The following is a 20,340-nucleotide window of genomic DNA, read 5'->3' as shown; positions in this document are numbered from 1 at the left end:
GGCGATGATGCGTGACGAAGGCGGCAGATGCCGCCTTTTTTTATGCTCTTCCCGATTCCCGTTCCGCCAGGTAGCGCGCTGGCGGCTTGCCCGCCGCCTTGCGGAACATGGTGACGAAACCGCTGGTATTTTCATAACCGAGTTCCAGCGCCACCGCTTTTACGCTGTGGCCTTGCGCCAGCCGTCGCAAGGCCAGGATGACGTGCAATTGCCGGCGCCAGCGGCCCACGCTCATGCCCAATTCCTCCAGTGACTGCCGGGTCATGCTGCGCTCGCTCATGCCGATGCGGCCGGCCCACTCGGCCAGGGTGCTTTTATCGGCGGGCTGCGCCAGCAGCAGGGCGGCCAGGCGGCGCAAACGCGCATCGCGCGGCATCGGCAGATGCAAGTCTTCCACGGGCGCGGCCGCCAGTTCGTCGAGCAGGGTGAACACCAGGCGTTCCTGCGCGCCATGCAGCGCGGCCAGGGTAGGAAAACCGGCCGCCTTGGCGATCAGTTCGCGCAGCAGGGGCGAGACGGCCACGGTACAGCAGACGGTGGGCAAGGCCGGCGCCATGGCCGGTTCGACAAACAGGCAATAACATTGGGCCTCGCCCACGCCCTGCGCGGAATGCATCAGGCCGCCCGGTATCCACACGGCGCACTGGGGCGGCACGATCCACACGCCGCTGTCCACCTCGCAATGAATCACGCCGCGCGTGGCATACAGCAACTGCCCCTTGCGGTGCTGGTGCGGTGCCTGCTCGGCCTCCTCGGGCACGCTGGCCAGGCCCACGGCCAGCAGCGGGCGCAACACGCCATCGACGTCGAAATCCATGAGGGAGGCGCTGGCGTCAAGGCCCAGCTCGGTGGTGAGCATGTTGGGCTGCAATGGATGGGACATGGGTGGATTCTGGCTGGATTGAATAATATTGTGGCTATTTTATGCAATGACGCGCGGTACCGCCAACGGTATTGTATGGAGATCCGCAGCCCCGCTTCAACGGCAACCGCCGCCGCCAGTGTTCTGATGAAGGTAAGGAGGAACGGCAACCCCTTGAAGGAGTCATCACCATGCAGCTTGATCTATCCACTTTTCCCCTCGTCTGGATGCGCCGCGAGGCAGCGCCTGCCCAGCCCGATATGCTGTTTGCCCAGTTTGACGCGCTGCTGGCGCGCCGCCAGGCGTTTGTCATTCTCAGCGAGGAAGGCTTTGACGAGGATGGGCACGAACACCCGCAGGAAGAGCGCAAGCGGGCGTCACTCTGGATGAAGCAGAACAAGGCGGCCATCCGCGCGTATATCCAGGGCATGGTGCTGGTCGAACCGAGCGCCGCCAAGCGTCTGGCGGGCAAGGCCTTTGCCGTGATGTTCGGCAAGTTCTGGGGTTATCCCCTGCATTTCGGCACCAGCCGCGACGACGCGCTCGACATCGCCCAGCATTTGCTGCACGCGTGGCTGCCGCCCCAAAAATGATCTGACAAGGCTACACAACGCCTGACAAAACCGACGCGCAGCAGGTTTGGTCAGGTGTTCCTAATAGCGATAGTCGTTGATAAAGTGTTTTGTAAAATTGTACTTGCTGCCGCCGTCGAGCAAGTCGACCAGGCGTTTCGGCGCCGAGGCCGACATGAAGGCGTCGGCCGCGCCGCCCGTGCTGCGAAACTTCATGCCGGGGCTGAGGATCTGGTTGGGGCCGATTTTCAGGTGCTGGAAGCTTTTCGTTTTCTCATTGTTGAGGATGAAATGCAATTCCTGCTTGAAGGTCAGGAAGGGGATCTTCAGCCACCAGCCTTCGTCCGTGCCATAGCTGGCGACGCTGGCAAAATGCGTGTTCTTGTCCGTCAAGGTGGGTTTGCCCAGGCGGTCGTTGATGCGTTTCATGGCTTCATTCTTGGTCATGCTGTGCTTTCGTGATTCATCTTATATCCGGCGTGCATTTTGACACAGGCACGCCACCCCCGCCTGCCTTGCCACCCCCTATCTGCATGCTTTTTTACTGCAATGCAGCATCAATTCTCATCAATTGTCGCAACGCATTAACAACACCAAGCAAAAATCATTGCCTCCCGGCATTGTAAATACCGGTATTTCGAGCGTATGCTGGTGTCGTCTGAACGGTGCCGCCAGAGCATCGTCGCCGCCGCATTCCTGGCCTGTCGAGCAGGAAGCGGGCCACGCCCCACCGCCGCAAATAGATAGTTGGAGACACAGCATGAAGAAATTGACGTTCCAGCAGAAGTTATGGATTCCCCTGATTTGCAGCCTGTTGTGCATCACCGTTATTTTTGTCTATAACGCCCTGGAAGTGCGCAAGATCCGCATCGAAGAGCGCAGCGCCGACCTGAGCAATGCCGCCGACCTGGGCCTGGGCGCCGTCAAGATGTTCGGCGACCTGGCCGCCAGCGGCGCCTTGACGAAGGAAGAAGCGCAGAAGCAGGCCACGGCCGTTATCAAGAGCATGCGTTTCGGCGAGACCGGTTATTTGTCCATCATCAACCTCGACGCCGTCGTCGTGATGAATCCTGCCGCACCGCAAACCGATGGCAAGAACATGTCGGATTTTAAGGATGCCAACGGCACCTATCTGTACCGCGACATCGTGGCCGTCGGCAAGAGCGATACGGGCAAGGGCTTCGTCCACTATTATTTCCCCCGTCCCGGCCAGAAGACCCCCGAACCGAAGATGAGCCGCGTGGCGGCCTACAAGCCATGGGCCTGGACCCTGGTGGTGGGCGTGTACATGGACGATATCGACGCGGCCTTCCGCCAGTCGCTGCTGACCTCGCTGGGCGTGCTGGTGCTCGTGTGCGGCTTGCTGGCCGCCGTCGTCGTGGTGATCAATCGCAGCTTGCGCCATGCGCTGGGCGGCGATCCCGAGTATGCGGCCGACGTGGCGGAAAAGATCGCGAATAACGATTTGAGCGGCGTCGTGCGCACGCATGCCAACGATCGCCACAGCGTGCTGTACGCGATGAAAACCATGCAAACCAACCTGGTCGATGCGATCAGCGAAATCCGCCATAGCGCCGAGACGATCGCCACGGCGTCGAGCGAGATCGCCAGCGGCAATATGGACTTGTCGGCGCGCACGGAAATGCAGGCCAGCTCGCTGGAAGAAACGGCGGCCTCGATGGAGGAGCTGACCTCGACCGTGACACAAAACGCGGGCAACGCCGTGCAGGCAAATGAACTGGCGCAGTCCGCTTCTGCCGTGGCCCGCCAGGGCGGCGCCGTGGTGGCGCAAGTGATCGGCACCATGGACACCATCAACGCTTCGTCGCGCAAGATCGTCGACATCATCGGCGTCATCGATGGCATCGCCTTCCAGACGAATATCCTGGCCTTGAACGCGGCCGTGGAAGCGGCGCGCGCCGGCGAACAGGGTCGCGGCTTTGCCGTCGTGGCATCTGAAGTGCGTAATCTGGCGCAGCGCTCGGCCGGTGCGGCGAAGGAAATCAAGGAGCTGATCGGCGCTTCCGTCGACAGCATCGCGGCCGGCAGCACGCTCGTCGCACAGGCGGGCACGACCATGGATCAGGTGGTGGCCAGCGTTTCGCGCGTGACCGACATCATGGCCGACATCACGGCCGCCTCGCACGAGCAAAGCACGGGCATCGGCCACGTCAACCAGGCGATCACGGAGATGGATAGCGTGACGCAGCAAAATGCGGCACTGGTGGAAGAGGCGGCGGCAGCGGCGTCGAGCATGCAGGACCAGGCGGCCGTGCTGGCGCAACTGGTGGCGCGCTTCAAACTGTCGGCGCAGGAGCCGGGCACGTCGCCGCGCCTGGCGGCCACTTCGGCTGGCGCACCGCGCGCCGCGGCGAAAAAGCCGCTGCGCAGCCTGGCGGCGCGCTAGGGTTCTACTGGGCTGGTGCCGCCGCTGGCGGCGCCGGTTCGAATTCCAGCTTGTCATCGACGACCACGAATTGCCCGACCGGCTGGCCCAGGTCGGCTTTCGGGTCGTTTTCCATTTCCGTCAGTTCATTGCAGGTATTCGTTTCCGCCTGCCACAACTGCTTGCCCATGCGGATATTCCACAGGCCATCGCCGGCCGCGAACAGCTCGACGGTGATGTCGGCCGGCGCATCGGTAGACAGGGTATGCAAGCGCTGGCATTGCGGCAGATTGGTCGCCATCAGCTGCACTTCCACGGTATCTTGCCAAAAATAACGTTGCTGGCGGCGCACGGTCAGGGAATGGTCTTGCCCATCGAACATGTAGATGGCGAAGTCCTGGACACAGCCTGACAGCAGGACGGACAGCGTGACGATCAGGAGTTTGCGCATGGTCGGCTTTCTTTGTTTGTGCTCGGGAATGTCGGGATGCCTGCGTGACGGCGCTAGTGGGTGCTTGCGCCGCCTTGTTTTTCGCTTACGTGGCATTATATCCATGCATATCAGTTGCGGCGCGACAATAGTTATGCCAAGTTCGCCTGCCCCTACTTATCTACCTGGAAAGACCACGATGATCGACCTGTATTACTGGACCACGCCCAACGGGCACAAAGTGACGATGTTCCTGGAAGAAGCGGGCATCCCCTACAACCTCATTCCCGTGCATATCGGCAAGGGCGAGCAGTTCAAGCCCGAGTTTCTCGCCATCGCGCCGAATAACCGCATTCCCGCCATCGTCGACCAGGCGCCGGAAGATGGCGGCGCGCCGCTGTCGCTGTTCGAGTCTGGCGCGATTTTGCAATACCTGGCCGAGAAAAGCGGGCAATTCCTGCCGATGGATGTGCGGGGACGTGCCGAAGTCATGCAATGGCTGTTCTGGCAAATGGGCGGCCTTGGCCCCATGGCGGGACAGAATCACCATTTCGTGCAATATGCGCCCGAACCGATCGACTACGCCATCACGCGCTACGTCAACGAAACGAACCGGCTATACGGCGTGCTGAACAAGCGCCTGGCGGACCGTGCATTCGTGGCCGGCGACAGCTATTCCATCGCCGACATGGCGATCTACCCGTGGATCGTGCCGCACGAACGCCAGCGCCAGAAGCTGGAAGATTTCCCGCATCTGGCGCGCTGGTTCGCGGCGATTGCCGCCCGTCCCGCCACCGTGCGTGCGTATGCGCGGGCGACGGAGATCAATGTGCAGCCGACCGTCAGCGGCGATGCGAAAAGCGTGCTGTTCGGGCAGACGGCGAAGACGGTGGCTTGAGCAACGGTTAATTGCCCCGGTACGTGGAAAAGCCGAAAGGGCTGAGCAGCAGCGGAATGTGATAGTGCTGGTCAGTCTTTTCCAAGTGAAATTGCACGGGGATTTCCGGGAAAAAAGTTTCCTGTTTCAGGCGCGCATAGTGCTCGCCTGTCTTGAACACGATGCGGTAATCGCCCGCCTGCATGGGCGCATCCACCGGATACATGGCCGCGATGCGTCCCTGCGCATTCGTCACGGCACTGCCCAGTTGTTGCCAGCCTTCACCGTTCTTTTGCTCCAGGGTGACAGTTACGCCCGCCGTCGGCTGTCCGCTCTGCAAGTCGAGAATGTGCACGCTCAAGGGATTGGCGGCGGCCAGGGCCATGCTGGACAGGCTGGCGAAGGCCAGGGCGGCGGTGATTTGTTTCAGTGTGCTCATCGTCGTATCTTTCAGTTTAAAGGGTAGGGGAATCGAGTTCAGGGATGGCGGCCAGGGCGGCATGGGCGCAGGCCCGGTCTTGCTGCGCGCCACCGCCACCGGCCACTCCGATGGCGCCGACTACTTCGCCCTTGCTTCGCAAGGGCAGGCCGCCGCCCAGCAGCAACAGTTCCGGCACGGTGGTCAGATTGGCCATGTCGGGATTGCCGCGCGCGGCCACGGTCAGCGCCTGGGTATCATTCTTGGTGGACAGGGCCGTGTAGGCCTTGCGCCGGCTCGCATCCGTGTTGTGCGGCCCGACGCCGTCGGCGCGCTGCACAGCGACAATATTGCCGCCACGATCGAGCACGGTGACGACGATGTGCCGTCCTTGCGCCTGGCATGCGGCCATGGCAGCATCGGCCAGCTTGTTGGCCGCCGCCAGCGAGAGGTCATCGACCTTGCGCAAGTGAGCGTGGGCTGGGCTGGCCAGCAGGCACAGCAGGGTACTGCCGAGTAACAGGGTTTTCATGTGGCTGTCCGTTGAGTAAAGTGACGCCAGTATGGCCAGTGTTGCCCTACGAGAAGATGATCGCCGCATGACATTTTTATCATCCGCAGCGGTCCGCGCGCGGCGTAGAATGGTTCAACTTCCCACAAGAAAGCCCCTACCCATGCGCATCCTGGTCATTGAAGACGAACCGAAGACGGGCGACTATCTGCTGCGCGGCCTGGCCGAGTCCGGCTTTACGGTGAGCCTGGCGCGCAATGGCCGTGACGGCCTGCATATGGCCAGCAGCGAGGCGCCCGATCTCATCGTGCTCGACGTCATGCTGCCCATCATGGACGGCTGGCAAGTGTTGCGCGCGCTGCGGCTGCAGGAGGGCGGCGCCGACGTGCCCGTGATTTTCCTCACGGCGCGCGACGAAGTACAGGACCGGGTCAAGGGGCTGGAACTGGGCGCCGATGATTACCTGGTGAAACCGTTCGCGTTTGCCGAACTGGTGGCGCGCATCCGCACCCTGCTGCGCCGCGGGCCGCCGCGCGAAGACGACGTGATCCGCATCGGCGACATGGAAATCGATGTGATGAAGCGCAAGGTGAGCCGGCAAGGCCAGCGCATCACCCTGACGGCAAAGGAATTCGGCTTGCTGCATTTATTGGCGCGGCGCCAGGGCGAAGTCTTGTCGCGCTCCATCATCGCCTCGCAAGTGTGGGACATCAATTTCGAGAGCGATACCAACGTGATCGACGCGGCCATCCGCCGCCTGCGCAGCAAGCTCGACGACCCGTTCGAACCCAAGCTGATCCACACTTTGCGGGGCATGGGCTATGTCTGCGAATTGCGCTCTCCCACGGTCCCTGACAGTGGCGCGCCCGCATGAAATTGGCGCAACTTCGCCGCTCGCTGACCCTGCGCGTCACGCTCGTGTTCGTACTGATCGTGGCGCTCGTGTCGGCCGGGCTGGGCATGCATTTGTACCGTTCATTTGTCGCGGAAATCGAGCGCCGCGACGATATTTTATTGCTGGGGAAACTGCGGCAGATCCAGCAGCTGCTGGGCAATGCGGGTACCCTCGACATCATCCGCGAACGGCCCCAGTATTTCCGCGACACCATGAGCGGCCAAGAGAATTCGCTGGTGCGCATCGTGCGTGCCGATGGCACGCGTTTGATCGACGTCAATCCGAACGGCGAGACGGTGGCGCATGCTGTTCCCGTTGCCGTCGATGCGCCCGTGACAAACAGCGACATCGTCAGCTGGACCAGCCGCGACGGCTATCCGGCCAGGGTCGTGGCGGCCAGCGCGCGCATTGGCGACCCGGCGCAGATGGCGGACATTTCCGTCGCCCGGGTCTATGGTGATCGCACGGCCATGTTTGCCGCCTACCGCTGGCAGATCGTCGTCTCGGTGGCCGTCAGCGCGCTGGTGGCGGCACTGTTGGCGAGCTTGATGCTGCTGCGGGGATTGCGGCCGCTGCGCAATATCGCCGCCCATGCGGCCCTCGTGCGGCCTGGCAAGCTGGAGCAGCAACTCGATGCGCGCGGCGCGCCCACGGAATTGCTGCCTCTGATTCAGGCGCTCAACGCCATGCTGGCGCGGCTGCAGGAAGGCTATGCGAGGCTGTCGCAGTTTTCCGCCGACCTGGCGCATGAATTCCGCACGCCCGTCACCAATCTGCTGGGGCAAAGCCAGGTGATGCTGGCCCGCCCGCGCAGCGCGCACGAGTATGAACAGCTGGTGTCATCGAATGTGGAGGAGCTGGAACGGCTGTCGCGCATGATCGACAGCATGCTGTTCCTGGCGCGTGCGCAGCAGGATGAAATGGTGCTCGTCAAGCAAGTCTTGCCCGTGCAGGACGAGTTCTTGCGCCTGGCCGATTTCTTTGAGGGACTGGCCGAAGAGCGCGAGCTGGCGCTGGCTTGCCATGGCAGCGGCACGGTGACGGCCGAGCCGCAACTGCTGCGTCGTGCGCTCGGCAATTTGCTGTCGAACGCGATACGCCACGCGGCGCCGGGCAGCACGATACTGCTGCGCTCGCATGCGACCAACGAGGGTGTGGAACTGAGCGTAAGCAACCTCGGCCCCGCCATCCCCGCGCGCCACTTGCCGCACCTGTTCGAGCGTTTCTACCGCGCCGACCCGGCCCGCAGCGACTCGGCCGCTTCCACAGGCTTAGGGCTGGCCATCGTCACGGCCATCATGCAGTTGCATGGCGGCAGCGCGACCGTGGCATCGGACGCGGCCGCCACGACGTTTACTTTAGTGTTTCCGCTCGAGGACCGTAGGTCGGATTAGCGCGCAAGCGCGTAATCCGACATCACGCGCCAACCATATTGTCGGATTACGGTCCTGCGGACCTAATCCGACCTACGCCGTAAAGCATGGTCATGGGGCCGTCAACCCATCTCCACCAAAAACTCATGCATGCCCGTATGCGGCAATTGCGCACACGCGGGCGCGAAATGCGGCAATTGGCCCCACAGCAGCGGGTTGCCTACGATATACACATGGTGCTGCGCGCGCGTGAGGGCCACGTTGAGCAAGTTCGGCGTGGCTGCCGCCCACTGCGCGGCACCGGCCGTGCTGTCATCGGCGCCGAGGACCAGCATCACCACGCTTTGCTCCTTGCCCTGGAAGGTATGCACGGTGCCCACCATCTGGCTGCTCCACTGGCGCAATTCGCGCGCCGTCGGCGCCTTGCCGTAGCCGAGGCGGCGGTCCCAGTCCATGTCGACGATGCGCGAACGCAATTCGTTGCGCACGGCCTTGAATGGCGTGATCACATACATGTCGGGCAGCTTGCCGTCGCGGCGGTACAGTTTCAGCAGCACCTCCAGCACGAAATCGAGTTGCACGGGCACGACCTGCTTGTAGCTGACAGGACCGGCGGCGTCGATCCAGCAGCTGGGGCCACGCGTGAGTCCGCGCGCGCCGGCCGGCGGCGTGCGCTCAGCCAGCCCATAGACCATCTTGTCTTCGTAGGCGATGCTATTGGCCAGCGAAAACATCGGTTCCACGCAGCGGCGGTGCACGCGCAGGGGGCTGCCGATCCACAGGGGCTGCGCGCTATTGGCGCCGACAGTCGCACCATAGCGGTTGGCCTTGTCCGCCAATGTCTGCACGGAAACGGAAGTCGGCGCATAACTGCCATCCTGCGTGTGCGGCGACAGGGCGGACAAGGTTTGCACGAGGCGGCCCGGCACCGTGAACACGGGCTCGATCTGCAGCGGGTCGCCCACGACGACAGCACGCTTCGCGCGCCACAGGCTGCCCAGCGCCGCTTGCGGCACGGCCTGGCCCGCCTCGTCGATGAACAGCCAGCCCAGCGATTCGGGGCCCATGCCCTGGAACTGGCGCGCGAACGAGGCAAACGTCGTCGACACGACGGGCACCACCATGAACAGGCTGTGCCAGACCATGGCGATGTGCGACTGGTCGTAGGCGCGCTTGTTTTTCAGCAATTTCGACACGGCCAGCAAGTTGCCGCCAAAGCCGGGGCCGCCTTTCTTTGCCACTTCCGCCAGCCATGCTTCATGCAGGGCCAGGGCCTTGGCAAACAGGCGCGAGCGCAGGCGGGCCAGGGCCGGTTCATGCCACAGGCCGCCAATTTGCAGGGCGTCGCCATCGAGCTCGTCCAGGGTTGCCGGTGCGGCGATGGTGGGGAAGCGCATGCGCGCGCGGCGCAGCAGTTCCGTGCTGTCATCCCATTCGCGCTGGCGCGATTGCGCCGTGCGCAGGGCGATGTGCAGGCTGTTGCGGGCCCGTTCGCAACGCGGCTCCAGCTCGCCCTTCAGCAGCAGCTTGATGGCGGACACGTCGCGCGCAGCCTGGCGCTGCGCTTCGGCGTTGGCGACGACGGCATCCTTGTAGGCGCGCGCCGGTGCCGTGCGGAACAGGCGGGCAAAGAAGCCGGGCTGCGTCAGCGCCACCAGGCGTTCTTCTTCCAGCAATTCCTTCTTGCTGGCGAGCAGGGTGTCCTGCTGCGCCAGCGCGCCGGACAGGGCGCCATTCGCCGCATCCATCTCTTGCTCGGCAGCGATCAGCGCCTGCTGGCTGCTGTGGATGAATTCGGCTTCCGTGCACGTACCCACGGCTTGCCACAGGGCCGCGTACTGGGCGTGCTCGGCCAGCGCCTTTTCGACCACGTGTTCCGTCTCGCGGAATTCGCGCGCGGCCTGGGCGAAGCTCACGCCCTGGTGGCTGGCCAGCCACTGGCGGATATTTTGCGCATTCGGCGTCTTGCGCGCCGTGGTCTTGTCCCAGTCGTCGTCATAGAAATTGCTGACGAAGCGGCGGCGGTTCGCGCTATTGCCCAGTGCACAGGACATCAAGCCCCATGGCGCTTCCGCTTCGCTCAGCGCGCGGTTGGCGCCATTGCCATCGGCCACGACCCGGCGCGCCACGCTTTCGAAATAGCGCGTGCGCGCCCATTCCTTGCCCAGTTGCTTCGGTTTTGGCAGGTCGCCGGAAATGTTTTCCACCGCCGCGTTATTTGACGAGGCGACGACCATTTCAAAGCCCGTCAGTTCCGGGCGCAAGCGGGCGATGGTGATCGGGTCGCGCACGCCTTCAAAGGCGACGGCCACCTTGCCGATGAAGGCGTCGCCGGCGCGATCGAGGCAGGACAGCACGCTGGCCCGGCGCACGATGTTGTCGGCGAACAATTCGCGCAGCAAGGTCGTCTTGCCCGTGCCCGGCGGGCCATTGACGGAAAAGATGCCCCGCTCGTGCAAACCCGTGCGCGCGCCGTGGATGGCGAACTGCTGCATCAGGCTCATGGCGTAGCTGGCGTCTTCCAGCCAGTGTCCCCGGTTCATATTGGCCGGGTTGAGCATGGCGGCCAGCGCCTGGCGTCCGGCCGGGCTGTACAGGTCGATGCGCTCATCCTGCGCCAGCGGCGTCAGATAGGTGGCGACCGTCGCGGGCAGCTTGCCGCCACGCAAGGCGCGAATGATCTGTTCCAGGTCATCGAGGTAAAAACTGTTGAGGATATCGATCGATGGCTCCACCGCGTCGCCAAAGTCCAGGCTGCGGTTCTGGCTGGATTCAAGCGGATCGGTTTCCGTGGCCGTTGCGCGTTTCTTGCGCGTACGCAATTCCAGCACGGCCAGCGGCTGGCCGGCGGACGGGTGGAAGCCGGCCCAGTCGCGCAGCAGGTCGGCCAGGGCTGCGATTTCCATGCCGGACAGGGGAGAGGAGACATTGCCGGCCTCGTCCGTCACTTGCTGTGGCGTGCGGCTGGCCGCGAAGTTGCGCAGGCTGTCCTGCAGCGCCAGCTGGCTGTCGCTGAAGGCGTCCAGGCTCAGGCCAGACCAGTCCGGCGTGCGGGCGCGGCCCAGCGCCCACGGCAAGGTCGACACGGACACCGGATCGAACTGCGGCTCGCCCAGCGCATTGAGATTAAGGCGGGCAAAGCACGAGCGTCCCAGCAGTTCTGTTTTTTCTGTTTCGGCAATGTTTTCCGGGCCAGTGGCTGGCGGACAAGCCTTGTTGATTTCCGCCTTGTCGAACACGCCGAGGAACAATGAAAAGCCGTCGATCTCGCGGTCGGACGCTACTTGCCATTGCGTGGCGAACTGCGGCGGCAATTGCGCCAGCTGTTCGCGGTGCAGGAGACGCACGGTGGACTGGTCTTCAACATCCGTGATTTGATTCAGGTCAAACGGGATAAAAAATTCGATCTTGTGCCAATACTCCAGGATAGCCAGGAGGCGCTGCTGTTCTGCCTGATTCATGATGACCAATATTTTGTAAAGCGAGCGAGGATTGTAAAGCGTATGCGCTGTGCACGTTTTGCACTTTTGTCTATTGCGCGGGCTTTGCGGCAAAAAAAAGTGGTATTGGCAGACGAAAAAAAGCCAGGCAGCAACTTCCTGCCTGGCTTTCTCCCGTTGGGATGTTGCTGAGGGTTAAAACTCGTGCATTAAAACTCTTCCCATTCGCTCTCTGCAGCCGCATTGCTGCGGCGTGCCGGCGCGGCCGCGACGGCCTTGCGCGCTGGCGCTGGCTTGGCCGCGGGGCGCGCGATGGCGGCCGCGGCCGGTGCCTTACGCACAGGCGCCAGCTTGGGTGCGCTGGCGACATGGTTGCCGGTTTTAAAGAAGCCGACCACGTGGGCCAGTTCGCCCGCCTGGTCCTGCATGCTTTGCGAGGCGGCTGCCGCTTCTTCCACGAGGGCCGCGTTTTGCTGCGTCACTTCATCCATCTGGGCAATGGCCATGTTGATCTGCTCGATGCCGATGGTCTGTTCGTGCGTGGCCGACGTGATCTCGCCCATGATGTCGGTCACGCGCACGATGCTGTCGACGATGTCGCCCATGGTCTGGCCCGCTTCATTGACGAGGCGCGAACCCGTGTCCACGTTGGCGACGGAGGCGGCGATCAACTCCTTGATTTCTTTCGCCGCGCCAGCCGAGCGCTGCGCCAGGTTGCGCACTTCCGACGCCACGACGGCAAAACCGCGGCCCTGCTCGCCGGCGCGCGCCGCTTCGACGGCCGCGTTCAAGGCCAGGATGTTGGTCTGGAAAGCGATGCCGTCGATGACGCCGATGATGTCGACAATCTTGCGCGACGAGGCGTTGATGGTGCCCATGGTGTCGACCACTTGCGAAACGATGCTGCCGCCGCGCACGGCCACTTCCGATGCGCTTTTCGCCAGCTGGTTAGCCTGGCGCGCATTGTCCGCGTTCTGCTTCACGGTCGAGGTCAGCTCTTCCATGGCCGACGCCGTTTCTTCCAGCGAGCTGGCTTGCTCTTCCGTACGGGACGACAGGTCGAGGTTGCCGGCGGCAATTTCGCTCGATGCCGTGGAGATCGCATCCGTGCCGTTGCGCACTTGCGCCACCACGCCCAGCAGGCTGGTATTCATGGCTTTCAGGGCGCCCAGCAGGCGGCCCGTTTCATCGCTGGAATTGACGACGATGTGCGACGACAAGTCGCCCGAGGCCACGGTTTCGGCCACGCTGACGGCCGCATTGATGGGCTGGGTGATCGAGCGCGTGATGATCCACGCAACAAAAGCGCCCAGGAGCACAGCCACGCTGCCCAAGGTAATCATGGAGGCGCGCGCGCTGTTGCTCAGCGTTTCGGCTTCCGTTGCCGCTTGCGCCGCCTGCTCGCCTTCATACGCGACCAGGCTGTCGAGCGCGCCCAGCACGCGTTTCAGGCTCGGTGCCGCCTGCTGCGTCAGGAAGGCGATCGCTTCGTCCGTCTGGCCCGCATTGCGCAGCTCGATGACCTTGTTGTTCAGCGGCGCGCCCGATTTCAGGGCCGCATCGAGTTCGGCCATCAGCGCCGTTTCCTTGTCCGTCGAGATTTTCTTTTGCAAGGTTTCCTTGGCGGCGCCGTATTTCTTGCGCGACTCGCCGATCTTTGCCAGTTCCGCCTGCACCAGCGCTTCCGTCGGCGCCACGACAATGCTCGTGATCGCCAAGGTAATGTTGCGCACGTTGTCGCTCATGGTATTGGCTGCCGCCATTTTGACGTTCTTGTCGGCTACGATGTCGTGCGTGCGCGCGCTCAGTTGTCCCATGGAATACAAGCCGACGAGCAAGACGGCCACCAGCAGGCCGAGGACGACAGCAAACCCGATCCCGAGCCGGGTGCCGATTTTGAATTGTGTGAGTGACATGATTGCTTTCGTATTGCGGAAGTGAGGGAAAACATCGGACAGGCCGGGGCTACGGGTTTATACGTAGCGGCGGCTAGCCTGTAATTGTTCCTCAAAATTCCGCACTGCAATACAAAAACTTGTATCAAGTCCGTGAAAAGCTGAAAAACTGGTAGCAACTTGACTAAGTTGTCGTGTGGAAACAACGAGCGCGGTGCTGATGCGGGTTCAGCTTTCCGGAAACACGTGGGTGGCGAGGAAATCGATGAAGGCGCGCAGTTTCGGCGTCAGATGGCGGCTGCTGGGCCACAGGATGCGGAAGGCGCCGTCGTGCTGGCGGTGCGCGTCCAGCACCGGCTGCAAGCGGCCCGCAGCGAGTGCGGCGCGCACGGCAAAGTCGGGCAGGGCGGCGATGCCCAGGCCGCTTTCCGCAAAGTGCAGCAAGGTGTCGACATTGTTGCAGTGGAGCAGGGCTGGCAAACCGGCCGCATGCAGGGCAGGCCACTCGGGCAGGGGCCAGGCCTCGACCTTGCCGCTGCTGGGAAATTTGTACAGCAGGCAAGTGTGCTGCGCGAGGTCGGCGGGAAGCAGCGGCGTGCCGTGTTGCGCCAGGTAAGCGGGCGCGGCCACCAGCTGCAGCTGGAACTGGCCCAGCTGGCGGCTCATCAAACGGCTGTCGGCGCTCTCTCCCGCGCGCACGACGGCGTCATAGCCTTCCTCGATCACGTCGACCCGGCGGTCGCTGAAGTCGAGGTCGAGTTCCACCAGCGGATAGGCGCGCGCGAACGCGGCCAGCACGGGATTGAGCAAGCTGCCCACCTGCGGCAAGCTGACGCGCAGCCGGCCTTGCGGCGCGCTCTTGCTGTTCGATAACTCCAGCTCGGCCGCTTCGATCTCGCCCAGGATGCGCCGGCAGCGTTCCAGGAACACGGTGCCTTCGCTGGTGAGCGCGATGCTGCGCGTGCTGCGGTGAAACAGGCGCACACCGAGGCGCTCTTCCAGCCGCGCGATGCTCTTGCCCACGGCCGAGGCGGAAATACCGAGCACGCGGCCTGCTGCCACAAAACTGCGCGTTTCGGCCGCCTGTACGAAGGCCGTGAATCCCGCCAGGTTATCCATTTTTTACCTTTGATTGCGGATGCCAACGTCCGCACAGACAGAAACTATAGCCTGTTTTTCTTTGATCGCGCCTGCCTTACCTTGGCAGCCTGATCATTTGAAAGGCTACGCCATGATGTACAACTTCTCTCCCGCGGCCCTGTCCGCCCGTATCGATCCCTTGCTGGACGCAGTCTTGCAGCAGCAGCGCCTGGCGGGCGCCGTCGTGCTGGTACGCCAGCGCGGCAAGGACGTGTACCGCCGCGCGGCCGGCCACCTGGACCGCGAGGCGGGCACGCCCATGGTTGAAGATGCCGTCTTCCGCCTGGCGTCCGTCAGCAAACCCATCGTCTCGACGGCTGCGCTGGCGCTGGTGGGGCAAGATAGGCTGGGTCTGGACGATCTGGTGACGCGCTGGCTGCCGTATTTTGCGCCGCGCCAGCCGGACGGGATGGTGGCGGCCATCACTGTGCGCCACTTGCTTACGCACACGGCCGGGCTCGACTATGGCTTTTTCCAGCCGCCGGGCGGCGCGTATGCGCAAGCCGGGGTGTCCGACGGTATGGATGCGTCCCGCATTTCCCTCGAGGACAACCTGCGCCGCCTGGCCACGGTGCCGCTCGCGTACGCCCCCGGCGAGCGCTGGGCGTATTCGATCGCCACCGACGTGCTGGGTGCCGTCATCGAACAGGCGGCCGGCATGCCGCTGGCGCACGCCGTGGAATATCTGGTGACGGTGCCGCTGGCCATGCGCGACACGGGTTTTGTGGCTGCCGACCCGGCGCGTCTGGCCGTCGCGTATGCGGACCGCGCAGCGGGAGAATCCCTGCCGCGCCTCTTGCGCGATGAGGGTGAAGACCATCTGCCGTTTCTCGATGGCATGGCAGGGTTTGTGTTATCTCCGGCGCGCGCCCGCGATGCGCAGGCGTATCTATCGGGTGGCGCCGGCATGGTCGGCTCGGCATCCGACTTCATGCGTTTGCTGGAAACTCTGCGCCTGGGTGGCGCGCCCTTGCTGCCAGCCGATCTGGCGCAGCAGATGGGCACGAGCCAGACTGGGGCGTTCGATTTGCCGTTCTGGCCGGGCCGCGGCTTTGGCCTCGGCTTTACCGTGTTGACGGACCCGCTTGCTGCCGCCACGTCGGAGTCCGTCGGCAGCTGGCGCATGGGCGGCACGTATGGCCATTCGTGGTTTGTCGATCCGGCGCAGGAATTGTCCGTGGTGGCGTTTACGAATACGGCACTGGAAGGCATGGCGGGACCGTTCGTGACGGAACTGTGCCAGGCGGTGTATGGCGTGATGGAGGCGCCATGACACGGCCGCACCCGATCGTCTTCCTCGCGCTGGGCCTGTTCGGCGTGTATTGCATCGAGTTTGGCGTGGTCGGCATCTTGCCGATGATCATGCAGCGCTACGGCGTGACGGCCGCGCAGGCGGGTTCCTTGGTGAGCCTGTTCGCCCTCGTGATCGCCGTGGGCGGCCCCTTTCTCGTGCTACTGGCTACGCGCTGGCGCCGCAAGCGTGTGTTGATCGTTTCCCTGCTCGTGTTTGCGCTGGCCAGCGTGGTGTCGGCGTATGCGCCCCGCTTCGAGCTGCTGCTGGCGCTGCGCATCGTGCCGGCCCTGTTTCATCCTGTGTATTTCTCGTTGGCGATGGTGGCGGCTGCCGCCCTGTACCCGCCGCAACAGGCGGCGCGGGCCGGCGCGCACGCGTTCACGGGCACCAGCATGGGCATGGTGCTGGGCATCCCGCTCACCACGTGGATCGCCGCGCAATATGGTTATGAGGCATCGTTCCTTGCCTGCGCCCTCGTCAATGCGCTGGCGGCGCTGGGGCTATATCTGTTCTTGCCTGACACGCCGCAGGAAGCGCCGATGGCGTATGGCCGCCAGCTGGCCGTGCTGCGCAAACCGGCCCTGTGGTTCACCATTGCCGCCGCCGTGCTCGTGTTTGCCGCCATGTTTGCCGTGTATGCCTATGCGGCCGCGTATCTGCAGCAGGAAGCGGGCTTGTCGGCGCGCCAGACGGGGCTGGCGCTGGTGGTGTTTGGTATCGGTGGCGTGGCGGGCAATCTGTTCGCGGGGCGCCAGCTGGGCACGCACGTGCTGCGCACGGTGCTGCTGCAGCCCGTGCTGCTGGGCTTGGCGTACTGGCTGCTGTACCGCTATGCGGGCAATGGTATCGGCTGGGCGCCCATGGCGGTGCTGTTGCTGTTCTGGGGGGCCGCGCATACGAGCGGGCTGATCGTCACGCAAGTGTGGCTCAGCAGCGAAGCGCGCGAGGCGCCCGCGTTCGCCATCGGCGTGTATATCGCCGCCATCAACCTGGGCGTGACGGTGGGCGCGCTGGCTGGCGGCCAGGCCATTGCGCACTACGGCATGCCGGGGGCGCTGGCGTGCGGCGCGCTGCTGGGAGCCTTGGCGCTGGCGGCGATTGCCGGGAAAGCGTGGTTGTACCGCGCGCCGTCAGTCGGCAAGATGGTTGGGGATGCGAAACAGTAAATCCGTGTCGCCAATGTCCACGCCCGCTTGCGACAGCAGGGTGCTGGCCTGGCCCCGGTGATGCGTCTGGTGATTAAAGAAATGCGTGAGCAGGCTGAAAAATTCGCGCCGGTTCGGCCCCTTGCTGTTGCGGTAGTCGAGCAGGTGGTCGAGGTCGGCTTCCGTGATGGAGGCGGCCCAGTCGACGATGAGCTGGTCCAGCCACAGCCGGTGCGCGTGCATGGCGGCAAAATCCTCGGCCGCGAACAGCGGGTGCGTGAGCGAAGCGGGCGGCGTGATGGCGCGGATGGGGTCGAGCAGGGGGAAGCCGGCCGGGTGCTTCGCATAGCGCTGAAGCCACAGAGTGTCGCCCACCATCACGTGATTCAGGGTGGCCAGCAGGGAACCAAAAAAGGCACCCCGCTCGCGCTCCAGCTCGCCGGGCGGCAGGCCTGCCGCCGCAGCATAGACCTTGGCATTCATCCACTGGTTGTAATCGGCCATCAGGCAAATGTGGGCGCAACGGCTCATGCTGGACTCCTTCAGTGGATGAATGCTGATGTTAAACGGATTTCAGGAATGCGCGTATGCCGGCGAGCAGCATTTCAATGGCCATGGCCGTCAGGATCAAGCCCATCAGGCGCTCGAATGCCGTCATGACCCTTGGACCAAGCGCTCGCTGCAGGCGTTCGGCGCACAGGAAGACGGCCAGCCAGACGACGGCCACGGCCGTCAGCCCCGCCACGTGGGCGATCACTTCGTTCATTTCATGCGAGGAAAACAGCAGCACGGTCGCCAGCGCCGACGGGCCGGCCAGCGCGGGGATGGCCAGCGGCACGATGAACGGTTCGCCGCCCATCTCGTGGTCGCTATTGCCCGCGTTTGGCTGCGGAAACACCATGCGCATGGCGATCAGGAACAAAATCACGCCGCCGCCGATGCGCAGCGCCACTTCCGACAATTGCAAGGCGTTCAGGAAATGGCGGCCGAAGAACATGAACAACAGCAAGATGCCGAAGGCGATCATGCACTCGCGTACCACCACTTTCCAGCGCCGCTCGATGGGCACCCGTTTCAGGGCATTGACGAACAGGGAAACGTTGCCGAACGGGTCAGTGACGAGCAAGAGCAGGATAAATGTCTGGAAGAAATTCTGTGTCATGGTGGCGTGGAGATGAGGTCAACACCGTTGCCAGGATGGGCGCGGTGCGATAAGGCTTGCGATGATAACAAGCCTGCTCCCAATCGCCCATGATTATTGATGCATAGCAGCATTTTTTTTTACGCCGCAATGACTTTAGCCTGGTAAAACGCGGTCGGCGTGGTGCCGAAATGTTTTTTAAACATGGCCGTGAACGCGCTTTGGCTCGTGTAGCCGTTGTCCATGGCCACGTCGATGACCTTGACGCCTTGCGCCAATTGCTCGAGCGCCCGCAGCAATCGCGCCTGCTGGCGCCACTGGCCAAAGCGCATGCCCGTCTGTTTCTGGAACAGACGGTGCAGGCTGCGTTCGGTGATCGCCAGTTCCAGCGCCCAGTGCGCCACCGTCTGCTGTTCACCCGGCTGTTCCATCAGCCGTGCGCAAATGCCGCGCAGGCGCGCATCTATGGGCAGCGGCAGATACAGGGGCAGCACGGGCAGGCTGTCGAGCTCATGCAACAGCAATTGCAGCAGATGCCAGTCGCGGCTGCCTTCCGTGAAATCGGGCGCGATGTCGACGGCCGCCACGATCAGTTGCCGCAGCAGGGGGCCGATCTCGAGCACGCAACTGTGGCCAGGCAGCAATGGCGAATTGGCGCAGTTGACGAACACCGTGCGCATCTTGACGGCGCCGCTCATGCGCACCTTGTGCGCGATGCCCGGCTGCAGCCACACGCCGCGCGTGGGCGGCACTACCCAGCGCCCGCCTTGCGCTTCGATGGTCATCACGCCCTCGATGGCGTACAGCAATTGCGCATGCGTGTGGCGGTGCGCGGAAATCACGTGGCCGTGCGCATAGTCGACGGCCAGCGCCATGGCGCGCGCCGTGACGGGCAGCAATTCCTGAAAGGCCGGAGAGGAACAATCCATCAAATAAGGTCAGTTTTGCGATAGGTTCGGACATCTTAGCGCGAGAAAGCGCGACGCGCCTGCGGCATGATGGTTTCCCGTAACTATTCCCGGAGTTTCGCATGCCTGTGCGCGCCTATCTGTATCCGTTTCTGGCCATGTTGCTGTGGGCCGGCAACGTCGTCGTGTCCAAGCTGGCCGCGTCCAGCATCGCCCCCACGGCCATCACTTTTTACCGCCTGGTGCTGGTTTTGCTCGTGATGACACCGTTTATCGTCCGCCCCCTGTGGCGCAACCGCGCCGCCATCCGCCGTCACTGGTGGCAGCTGGCCCTGTGCGGCCTGATGTCGATGGCCCTGTTCCAGAGTTTGTCCTACCGGGCTGCGGAAAGCACCACGGCGACGAATATGGCCATCGTCACGGCGCTGGCGCCCCTGATGACGGCCCTGCTCAGCGTGCTGCTGTTGGGCGAGCGTCTGACGGTCGGCATGGCGGCCGGCGGCGTGCTGTCGTTTGGCGGCTTGCTGTATCTGGTGGGGCGCGGCGACGTGCTGGCCTTGCTGCAGCAAGGCGTGCATGCGGGCGATGCGCTGATGCTGCTCGCTTCCCTGAGCTTCGCCCTGTACGGCGTGCTGCTGCGCCGCTGGCGGTTGTCCGTTCCCGCCTGGCAAGCCATTTATTGCCAGGCGCTGGCGGCCCTGGCGTGCATGCTGCCGTTCTTCCTGCTCTTGCCGCCCGGCAGCGCCAGGCTGGACGCCACCACCTTGCCCCTGATCGGCTATGCGGGCATTGGCTCGTCCATCGTGCTGTCCTACCTGTGGATCGAAGGCGTCAAACTGCTGGGGCCGAACCGCTGCAGCATCTACGTCAACCTGCTGCCCCTGCTGACGGCCCTGCTGGCCATCGTCTGGCTGCACGAAAGCATGCATGTGTACCACTTGGTCGGCGGCGGCATCTCGCTGCTGGGCGTGCTGTTGGCGCAGACGGTGCAGCGGCCCCTGTTCGGCCGGCGTCCTCGCGTGTCCGGTCTTGCCTGAACGGCCATGCATAATG

General features: G+C 63.6%; 19 protein-coding genes. 8 read left to right on the top strand and 11 right to left on the bottom strand.

The window, feature by feature from the left end:
• Positions 1 to 40 precede the first annotated feature (40 nt).
• Entirely contained in the window at positions 41 to 817 is a 777-nt protein-coding gene (locus KO538_RS18955) for a helix-turn-helix transcriptional regulator (protein ID WP_139143367.1), read from the bottom strand.
• A 236-nt stretch (positions 818 to 1,053) separates the two neighbouring features.
• Here KO538_RS18955 and KO538_RS18950 point away from each other — a divergent pair, with 236 nt between their 5' ends.
• The gene (locus tag KO538_RS18950; protein WP_034754384.1) at positions 1,054 to 1,455 is read left to right on the top strand and encodes a hypothetical protein; all 402 of its coding nucleotides are present in this window, start codon (positions 1,054 to 1,056) and stop codon (positions 1,453 to 1,455) included.
• 60 nt (positions 1,456 to 1,515) lie between these two features.
• Here the strand turns inward: KO538_RS18950 and KO538_RS18945 are convergent, their stop codons facing one another.
• Complete coding sequence (locus tag KO538_RS18945; RefSeq protein WP_034754382.1) at positions 1,516 to 1,881, bottom strand: hypothetical protein; 366 nt, start codon at positions 1,879 to 1,881, stop codon at positions 1,516 to 1,518.
• Between the two features lie 313 nt (positions 1,882 to 2,194).
• On the opposite strand from KO538_RS18945, the gene KO538_RS18940 reads away from it, so the two are divergent.
• Positions 2,195 to 3,841 (top strand): methyl-accepting chemotaxis protein, encoded by a 1,647-nt coding sequence (locus KO538_RS18940; protein WP_070302955.1) that lies wholly within the window; start codon positions 2,195 to 2,197, stop codon positions 3,839 to 3,841.
• 4 nt (positions 3,842 to 3,845) lie between these two features.
• Here the strand turns inward: KO538_RS18940 and KO538_RS18935 are convergent, their stop codons facing one another.
• Positions 3,846 to 4,271 (bottom strand): hypothetical protein, encoded by a 426-nt coding sequence (locus KO538_RS18935; RefSeq protein WP_034754379.1) that lies wholly within the window; start codon positions 4,269 to 4,271, stop codon positions 3,846 to 3,848.
• 178 nt (positions 4,272 to 4,449) lie between these two features.
• Here KO538_RS18935 and KO538_RS18930 point away from each other — a divergent pair, with 178 nt between their 5' ends.
• On the top strand, positions 4,450 to 5,148 hold the full coding sequence (locus KO538_RS18930) for a glutathione binding-like protein (protein ID WP_219329314.1): 699 nt from the start codon (positions 4,450 to 4,452) through the stop codon (positions 5,146 to 5,148).
• Positions 5,149 to 5,155: 7 nt separating this feature from the next.
• On the opposite strand, the gene uraH is transcribed toward KO538_RS18930, so the two are convergent.
• On the bottom strand, positions 5,156 to 5,566 hold the full coding sequence (gene uraH, locus KO538_RS18925) for a hydroxyisourate hydrolase (RefSeq protein ID WP_219329313.1): 411 nt from the start codon (positions 5,564 to 5,566) through the stop codon (positions 5,156 to 5,158).
• Between the two features lie 16 nt (positions 5,567 to 5,582).
• Positions 5,583 to 6,077, bottom strand: coding sequence for a heme-binding protein (locus tag KO538_RS18920; RefSeq protein ID WP_219329312.1), 495 nt, complete (start codon positions 6,075 to 6,077; stop codon positions 5,583 to 5,585).
• Between the two features lie 142 nt (positions 6,078 to 6,219).
• Between KO538_RS18920 and KO538_RS18915 the strand changes: the two genes are divergently transcribed.
• Both KO538_RS18915 and KO538_RS18910 read left to right on the top strand, forming a co-directional pair.
• Positions 6,220 to 6,930 carry a heavy metal response regulator transcription factor gene (locus tag KO538_RS18915; RefSeq protein ID WP_219329311.1) on the top strand — a complete coding sequence of 237 codons (711 nt, stop codon included), beginning with the start codon at positions 6,220 to 6,222 and terminating at the stop codon, positions 6,928 to 6,930.
• Positions 6,927 to 8,345, top strand: a complete 1,419-nt coding sequence (locus KO538_RS18910) for a heavy metal sensor histidine kinase (protein ID WP_219329310.1) — start codon at positions 6,927 to 6,929, stop codon at positions 8,343 to 8,345. Before KO538_RS18915 ends, KO538_RS18910 begins: the two co-directional genes overlap by 4 nt.
• 101 nt (positions 8,346 to 8,446) lie before the next feature.
• On the opposite strand, the gene KO538_RS18905 is transcribed toward KO538_RS18910, so the two are convergent.
• From KO538_RS18905 to KO538_RS18895, 3 genes are all read right to left on the bottom strand, one after another.
• The gene (locus KO538_RS18905) at positions 8,447 to 11,785 is read right to left on the bottom strand and encodes a DEAD/DEAH box helicase (protein ID WP_257620447.1); all 3,339 of its coding nucleotides are present in this window, start codon (positions 11,783 to 11,785) and stop codon (positions 8,447 to 8,449) included.
• A 188-nt stretch (positions 11,786 to 11,973) separates the two neighbouring features.
• Positions 11,974 to 13,680: a methyl-accepting chemotaxis protein gene (locus tag KO538_RS18900; RefSeq protein WP_072457552.1), complete on the bottom strand. Its 1,707-nt coding sequence runs from the start codon at positions 13,678 to 13,680 to the stop codon at positions 11,974 to 11,976.
• Between the two features lie 207 nt (positions 13,681 to 13,887).
• Positions 13,888 to 14,778, bottom strand: coding sequence for a LysR family transcriptional regulator (locus KO538_RS18895; RefSeq protein WP_219329308.1), 891 nt, complete (start codon positions 14,776 to 14,778; stop codon positions 13,888 to 13,890).
• A 112-nt stretch (positions 14,779 to 14,890) separates the two neighbouring features.
• On the opposite strand from KO538_RS18895, the gene KO538_RS18890 reads away from it, so the two are divergent.
• Together KO538_RS18890 and KO538_RS18885 are read left to right on the top strand one after the other, a co-directional pair.
• Positions 14,891 to 16,072 (top strand): serine hydrolase, encoded by a 1,182-nt coding sequence (locus KO538_RS18890; RefSeq protein ID WP_219329307.1) that lies wholly within the window; start codon positions 14,891 to 14,893, stop codon positions 16,070 to 16,072.
• Positions 16,069 to 17,259: an MFS transporter gene (locus KO538_RS18885; protein WP_219329306.1), complete on the top strand. Its 1,191-nt coding sequence runs from the start codon at positions 16,069 to 16,071 to the stop codon at positions 17,257 to 17,259. Before KO538_RS18890 ends, KO538_RS18885 begins: the two co-directional genes overlap by 4 nt.
• On the opposite strand, the gene KO538_RS18880 is transcribed toward KO538_RS18885, so the two are convergent.
• The 3 genes from KO538_RS18880 to KO538_RS18870 form a co-directional block, all read right to left on the bottom strand.
• Positions 17,224 to 17,769 carry a DinB family protein gene (locus tag KO538_RS18880; RefSeq protein ID WP_219329305.1) on the bottom strand — a complete coding sequence of 182 codons (546 nt, stop codon included), beginning with the start codon at positions 17,767 to 17,769 and terminating at the stop codon, positions 17,224 to 17,226. The two genes, KO538_RS18885 and KO538_RS18880, sit on opposite strands and share 36 nt — an antisense overlap.
• Positions 17,770 to 17,800: 31 nt before the next feature.
• Positions 17,801 to 18,400 carry a MarC family protein gene (locus KO538_RS18875; protein ID WP_034754361.1) on the bottom strand — a complete coding sequence of 200 codons (600 nt, stop codon included), beginning with the start codon at positions 18,398 to 18,400 and terminating at the stop codon, positions 17,801 to 17,803.
• Between the two features lie 119 nt (positions 18,401 to 18,519).
• Positions 18,520 to 19,308: a helix-turn-helix transcriptional regulator gene (locus KO538_RS18870; protein WP_219329304.1), complete on the bottom strand. Its 789-nt coding sequence runs from the start codon at positions 19,306 to 19,308 to the stop codon at positions 18,520 to 18,522.
• Positions 19,309 to 19,409: 101 nt separating this feature from the next.
• Here KO538_RS18870 and KO538_RS18865 point away from each other — a divergent pair, with 101 nt between their 5' ends.
• Positions 19,410 to 20,324, top strand: coding sequence for a DMT family transporter (locus KO538_RS18865; RefSeq protein ID WP_219329303.1), 915 nt, complete (start codon positions 19,410 to 19,412; stop codon positions 20,322 to 20,324).
• Positions 20,325 to 20,340 lie beyond the last annotated feature (16 nt).

The sequence above is a fragment of the Janthinobacterium sp. NKUCC08_JDC genome (genome assembly GCF_019345575.1).
GTDB classification, from domain to species: Bacteria; Pseudomonadota; Gammaproteobacteria; order Burkholderiales; family Burkholderiaceae_D; genus Janthinobacterium; species Janthinobacterium aestuarii.
Note: the sequence above shows the minus strand (reverse complement) of the source record. Positions and strands in the feature narration are given on the sequence as shown.

Coding starts and splice junctions, on each gene's coding strand:
- KO538_RS18955 (WP_139143367.1), bottom strand. CDS start 817: ATGGATTTCGACGTCGATGGCGTGTTGCGCCCGCTGCTGGCCGTGGGC.
- KO538_RS18950 (WP_034754384.1), top strand. CDS start 1,054: ATGCAGCTTGATCTATCCACTTTTCCCCTCGTCTGGATGCGCCGCGAG.
- KO538_RS18945 (WP_034754382.1), bottom strand. CDS start 1,881: ATGACCAAGAATGAAGCCATGAAACGCATCAACGACCGCCTGGGCAAA.
- KO538_RS18940 (WP_070302955.1), top strand. CDS start 2,195: ATGAAGAAATTGACGTTCCAGCAGAAGTTATGGATTCCCCTGATTTGC.
- KO538_RS18935 (WP_034754379.1), bottom strand. CDS start 4,271: ATGCGCAAACTCCTGATCGTCACGCTGTCCGTCCTGCTGTCAGGCTGT.
- KO538_RS18930 (WP_219329314.1), top strand. CDS start 4,450: ATGATCGACCTGTATTACTGGACCACGCCCAACGGGCACAAAGTGACG.
- uraH (WP_219329313.1), bottom strand. CDS start 5,566: ATGAGCACACTGAAACAAATCACCGCCGCCCTGGCCTTCGCCAGCCTG.
- KO538_RS18920 (WP_219329312.1), bottom strand. CDS start 6,077: ATGAAAACCCTGTTACTCGGCAGTACCCTGCTGTGCCTGCTGGCCAGC.
- KO538_RS18915 (WP_219329311.1), top strand. CDS start 6,220: ATGCGCATCCTGGTCATTGAAGACGAACCGAAGACGGGCGACTATCTG.
- KO538_RS18910 (WP_219329310.1), top strand. CDS start 6,927: ATGAAATTGGCGCAACTTCGCCGCTCGCTGACCCTGCGCGTCACGCTC.
- KO538_RS18905 (WP_257620447.1), bottom strand. CDS start 11,785: ATGAATCAGGCAGAACAGCAGCGCCTCCTGGCTATCCTGGAGTATTGG.
- KO538_RS18900 (WP_072457552.1), bottom strand. CDS start 13,680: ATGTCACTCACACAATTCAAAATCGGCACCCGGCTCGGGATCGGGTTT.
- KO538_RS18895 (WP_219329308.1), bottom strand. CDS start 14,778: ATGGATAACCTGGCGGGATTCACGGCCTTCGTACAGGCGGCCGAAACG.
- KO538_RS18890 (WP_219329307.1), top strand. CDS start 14,891: ATGATGTACAACTTCTCTCCCGCGGCCCTGTCCGCCCGTATCGATCCC.
- KO538_RS18885 (WP_219329306.1), top strand. CDS start 16,069: ATGACACGGCCGCACCCGATCGTCTTCCTCGCGCTGGGCCTGTTCGGC.
- KO538_RS18880 (WP_219329305.1), bottom strand. CDS start 17,769: ATGAGCCGTTGCGCCCACATTTGCCTGATGGCCGATTACAACCAGTGG.
- KO538_RS18875 (WP_034754361.1), bottom strand. CDS start 18,400: ATGACACAGAATTTCTTCCAGACATTTATCCTGCTCTTGCTCGTCACT.
- KO538_RS18870 (WP_219329304.1), bottom strand. CDS start 19,308: ATGGATTGTTCCTCTCCGGCCTTTCAGGAATTGCTGCCCGTCACGGCG.
- KO538_RS18865 (WP_219329303.1), top strand. CDS start 19,410: ATGCCTGTGCGCGCCTATCTGTATCCGTTTCTGGCCATGTTGCTGTGG.